The 4,306-nt window shown below is 41.3% G+C and carries 9 protein-coding genes; 7 read left to right on the top strand and 2 right to left on the bottom strand.

What is annotated here, in order from left to right; translation table 11 throughout:
• The 7 genes from AK963_RS36930 to AK963_RS26010 form a co-directional block, all read left to right on the top strand.
• Positions 1-176 (top strand): DUF3768 domain-containing protein (locus tag AK963_RS36930; protein WP_139117671.1); only part of this gene is annotated, 176 nt, incomplete at its 5' end.
• A gap of 370 nt (positions 177-546) precedes the next feature.
• On the top strand, positions 547-843 hold the full coding sequence (locus AK963_RS25985) for a hypothetical protein (protein WP_083232900.1): 297 nt from the start codon (positions 547-549) through the stop codon (positions 841-843).
• Positions 844-901: 58 nt separating this feature from the next.
• Entirely contained in the window at positions 902-1,123 is a 222-nt protein-coding gene (locus tag AK963_RS25990) for a hypothetical protein (protein ID WP_066018268.1), read from the top strand.
• A 112-nt stretch (positions 1,124-1,235) separates the two neighbouring features.
• A complete protein-coding gene (locus tag AK963_RS25995) occupies positions 1,236-1,514 on the top strand; it encodes a hypothetical protein (protein ID WP_066018269.1) in 279 nt (92 codons plus the stop codon).
• A gap of 31 nt (positions 1,515-1,545) precedes the next feature.
• On the top strand, positions 1,546-1,779 hold the full coding sequence (locus AK963_RS26000; protein WP_139117706.1) for a hypothetical protein: 234 nt from the start codon (positions 1,546-1,548) through the stop codon (positions 1,777-1,779).
• Positions 1,780-1,851: 72 nt separating this feature from the next.
• On the top strand, positions 1,852-2,082 hold the full coding sequence (locus AK963_RS26005) for a hypothetical protein (RefSeq protein WP_066018270.1): 231 nt from the start codon (positions 1,852-1,854) through the stop codon (positions 2,080-2,082).
• Positions 2,083-2,201: 119 nt separating this feature from the next.
• Positions 2,202-2,519 (top strand): hypothetical protein, encoded by a 318-nt coding sequence (locus tag AK963_RS26010; protein WP_083232901.1) that lies wholly within the window; start codon positions 2,202-2,204, stop codon positions 2,517-2,519.
• Positions 2,520-3,104: 585 nt separating this feature from the next.
• On the opposite strand, the gene AK963_RS26015 is transcribed toward AK963_RS26010, so the two are convergent.
• Both AK963_RS26015 and AK963_RS26020 read right to left on the bottom strand, forming a co-directional pair.
• The gene (locus tag AK963_RS26015) at positions 3,105-3,800 is read right to left on the bottom strand and encodes a CARD domain-containing protein (protein WP_066018271.1); all 696 of its coding nucleotides are present in this window, start codon (positions 3,798-3,800) and stop codon (positions 3,105-3,107) included.
• A gap of 195 nt (positions 3,801-3,995) precedes the next feature.
• The coding region (locus AK963_RS26020) for a cupin domain-containing protein (RefSeq protein WP_175404654.1) at positions 3,996-4,306 on the bottom strand (311 nt) is incomplete at its 5' end.

Consider the following 4,306-nt stretch of genomic DNA (forward strand, 5'->3'; position numbering starts at 1 on the left):
ATGAAGACAATGATCCATACGGTGAACATGACTGGTTATCGCTGGATTTTGATAATGAAAAAATATTCGTCAAATTCGATTATTACGACCGTGAATTAGAACATGGATCAGAGAATCCAGAGGACTTATCCAAAACAGTGAGGGTTTTAACCATCATGCTCGCCATTGATTATTGATTCAGGCCAGCCCTGATTCGATTCAGGGCTATTTGTATACCAATGAATTGCCTTTCAGCCTGTTTTCAGCGTGAAAACCAGCCTTTTCAAAAAATGTATACCCATTTTTGAGTTCTGGCGCTAACGAAACACCGCGCCACTTAGAACCCGCAAGATACAAAGAACTCTAGGGACCCCGGCAGTAAGCCAGGTCACCCGCTTATCAGCGAGGTCTAGTAAAAGCCAGGTGAGGCAGCTACCAGAAAACAGGGCGAAATACCTATATAAAGAGGGACAAAAAAATTAAAAAATAATTTGAAATACACGACAGGCAACCCATAGTAAAAGTACAAGCAAGGCAAAATTAATAATCAAAAGAAGGAACGACACAATGACTACTACAAATAAAACAGCCGCTAAAAAAACCACTACTAAAAAGCAACAGGGAGAGAAGCCCATGAAAACCAAAAAATCTAAATCAGAAAAATTTGTCGAGATAGCCAACATCAGAATGGTAAAAACTCTGCGCTTAATTGACCGTGTAGGCGCACTCGCAGACAAATCACGCTATGAGTATACAGACGAGCAGGCTGATAAAATCAAAGATGCGCTACAGTCTGCACTCGATGAGCTGGTAAATAAATTTGAACACGGCGAGAAAGAAGAAAAGCCAGTGTTTAGAATCTAAACGGAACAGGGCAGGCTGTAGAGCCTGCTCAAAACTTTTTAGCTCGGAGTGTACCGCCATGAGTAACGATAAAGAGAGACTGCTAAACCTCCTACACGATGAGATGATACGGATAGAATTAATTACTAATGAATTAAAGCGAGCAGCAGACCACTATAGCTCTACAGATGCCGATGATGAGCAATTTGAGTTTAATGATGCTGACCTATCAAAAATAATAAAAACCCGCAGAGAGCTAAACGATATAGCTAGAGACTGCTTTTTTATTTATTTAGATTAACTCCCGCTTATCCGCACAATTACCGCTTATCACCGAGCGGTAAAATTTAATTGAAATACACGTCAGGCGACCCATAGTTAAAATAACAATAACGAAAAGCAAGGGCAGTACAATGAAAACAACAAAACAATTAAAAGAATCAATCGAAACCAAGATCAAAAGAGCGCAGGAAATGAAGCCAGTATTAGACGATCTCAAGTCTACTGTCTCTTGGCTAGAAACTATCTCCCGATTTTTCACCGTTGAAGTAGTAGGCAACATGAAAAAATACACCGACGATGAAGAGTGGATGGAGAGCGTAGACGAAGTAAGCATCACCATACCGAAACTAAAAAAACTGAAAACCCTGACAGACGAACTCAAAAAGCTCGAAAAGAGCATGAAATTTTAATAGCGAGGCTACCACCATGAACACACGCACTATGCCAGTTACCGACAATGCCGACCTAGCATGCTCAGCAATGATACAGGCAAAACGTATAGCTCTCTTATCCGAGAAGCTGGCAGACCTAGCCGAATATATAGCCGAGAATCCAAGCGCCGTGGACGAGCTAGAATTAGCCGAGAGCTATATAGACGAAGCGAGCATACACGTAAACGGCATAGAGCTTTTTCACTCCCGCTTATCAGCCAGTTTGCCGCTGGTCAGGGACTAAAAAAATTTTATTGGAATACACGTCAGGCGACCCATAGTTAAAATAACAACAACGAAAAACGAGGCGACAAAAATGAACAACGCAATTATTCCAGAAACAATGAATCACTATAACAGCAGCGCAGGCCACTTTTTAGAATTTAAATTGCTAAGCCATAATACCGCAAAAGTAGATATCTATTACGAGGATGAGGAAAATGAGGGTGTTAAATCTGATGAATTAGCTAAGCAATTTAAAGGTGGCATAATGGAAGCTCTAAGTTTTTACTATGAAATTTACCATGCACATGAGCCAGTTTTTTAAGAGTAAGCGGTATTGAATTACCGCTTATCAGGCCACTAAAAAACTAATTGATATACACGACTACCAACCCATACTAAAAATACAAACAACGAATAATGATAAACAAAGGAGTAACAACCATGACTACTACTAAAACCACCAGTAAGAAAACGACTACCAACAAAAAAGAGGGTACTACCATGGCTAAGGACAAAATGGAACGCAACAGTAAATCTAAAAAGTCTCCTGAAGAACGATTTGTAGAGACTGTAAATGTGAGAATGCCAAAGGCGCTAAAATTAATCGAGCGTGTAGGCGAACTGGCTGATAAGTCAAAATACGAGTACACAGTAGAGCAAGCTGATAAGATCAAAGATGCTCTGCAATCGGCACTCGATGAGCTAGTCAAAAAGTTTGAAAACGGTGAGCAAAAAGAAGAGCCAGTCTTTAAACTCTAATTACCGAATAGGGCAGGCCAGCGAGCCTGCTCAAAACCAGCAGGCTATAGAGCCTGTTTTTTTGTGCCTCCCTACTACCAACCCGCCAGAGTCAGAAGTCCCGAAACTGCCGCCGTTCACGCCCCGTCACGCCGGTTTTTCCCTCCGACCCTACTGGTAGACCTATCAGGAAAAAAGCCTTCGAGATAGGCCTTAATGCCGCCTCACTCAATTACCGATTTATTACACTAGGAGCGCCCGTTGAGGCCGATTGAGGCCGGTTTTTCCCGTATAGGCTATAGAACCCGCCGATTAGGAAAAAGCCCCGCAGAGCGGCCTGAACGCCGCCTGCCGCTTATCGGTAATCAGCGGCAAAGCTGGCAGTACAGACGGTAAAACGTCAAAAAATAACTTGGTACTGGCGCTGACTGCCAGACTCCAATACACCTTACCTGATGACCTTGAAATCACCTTAACTGGCCAGTCTTTAAAACCCCTTAACTCACCTTTCTTGAAGCCATTGAATATCCGATATTACCGATTTATACCGGCTTTCAGGCTTGCAGCACGGTCTAATTGTATGGGATTAGACACAGAGACTTGAGATTATCTCAGAGATGATGACCGTGAAAACTTTGGTGCATGCATTTGATCAAATTCTGTGTTGTAAGGAGAATCAAATAATTTTCTTGGTGGAAATTGTTCTAAAGTTCCTGAAGCAGGTTTAGGCGATACTTCTAGACATTCCTGTGCAATCATCTTGTATGGTGGGTGAGAATTTAAAGCTGATTTAAAATGCTCAAATGCTGTATCTCCCTTTAATATAATCGCATCCAGCAGTCGTGAGAGCTTTGTAGTCTTTGCTTCAGGATACAAGCTTCTTAACTCTTTGTATTCATTTTTACTCATAACTTCTTTTAATTTCGACTTAACTACTTTGTAGTCCATCATTTGATCCGCAAATACTTTCATGTCCCTAATTCTAGCTTCCCATCTAAATACAGTCATCTGTTCGCTGGCTGGCTTACTACACACGGAAGCATTACTGGTTATCACATATTCTACTATTTTTTTTCTTACTGCTGGATCTAAATCTTTTACTCCATCATTAAACTTGTCTGCTAACGCTTTCCCTTTATTTATATCACCAATCAGTTTTAAGTGATGTTGAATTTTTGCTAATCGATGATTGAAGTGCCCGTTACTTTTTACACCTGATTGCTCTTGATCAGGATTCGTATTATTTGGTGAATACACATATTGTCTCGATATCAATGGCATTCTTGGAGGCATTGTATTCATATATTTTTCCTAAGTTAGTTTATTGAATCACCAACTATATAGGAGTCCATAATCTTGTAGTTATAATTAGTTTCCTATGTGCAGTCAGCTATCTTGAAAGTGTAATTTAAAAATTATATATAGCCGATGTAAAATTCACCTTAATTTGGTAATCTCCAAAACACCTTAACTGGCTACTCTGGAAATCACCTTAACTCACACTTCCTTCGTACCATTGAACATCGGGTGATTGCTCTCCATGCTCGCCGGGGTGCTTGAAAAGACATGAACCGGGAGAACGGTCAGAGACTCGCCCTCAGTCCTGAAGTGGTGCGGTGACATAGGATCGAGTACGACGACCATACCGGGGAGCAGTTCAACCTCATCAGTCTTTTCTGATTGCCCGACGATGGAATACCCACGGCCAGAGTGAACATAAACAACCCGGGTTGTCGGATGAATATGATGCACTTGCTCAGAAGTAAACGGTGGAATGGTGAGTTGCTGGAATGTCGGATCACCGATTC

It is taken from the genome of Endozoicomonas atrinae, from assembly GCF_001647025.1.
Lineage (GTDB): Bacteria > Pseudomonadota > Gammaproteobacteria > Pseudomonadales > Endozoicomonadaceae > Endozoicomonas > Endozoicomonas atrinae.

Bases quoted from the DNA above. Each gene is read 5' to 3' on its own strand.
- AK963_RS25985 (WP_083232900.1), top strand. From the start codon at position 547: ATGACTACTACAAATAAAACAGCCGCTAAAAAAACCACTACTAAAAAG.
- AK963_RS25990 (WP_066018268.1), top strand. From the start codon at position 902: ATGAGTAACGATAAAGAGAGACTGCTAAACCTCCTACACGATGAGATG.
- AK963_RS25995 (WP_066018269.1), top strand. From the start codon at position 1,236: ATGAAAACAACAAAACAATTAAAAGAATCAATCGAAACCAAGATCAAA.
- AK963_RS26000 (WP_139117706.1), top strand. From the start codon at position 1,546: ATGCCAGTTACCGACAATGCCGACCTAGCATGCTCAGCAATGATACAG.
- AK963_RS26005 (WP_066018270.1), top strand. From the start codon at position 1,852: ATGAACAACGCAATTATTCCAGAAACAATGAATCACTATAACAGCAGC.
- AK963_RS26010 (WP_083232901.1), top strand. From the start codon at position 2,202: ATGACTACTACTAAAACCACCAGTAAGAAAACGACTACCAACAAAAAA.
- AK963_RS26015 (WP_066018271.1), bottom strand. From the start codon at position 3,800: ATGAATACAATGCCTCCAAGAATGCCATTGATATCGAGACAATATGTG.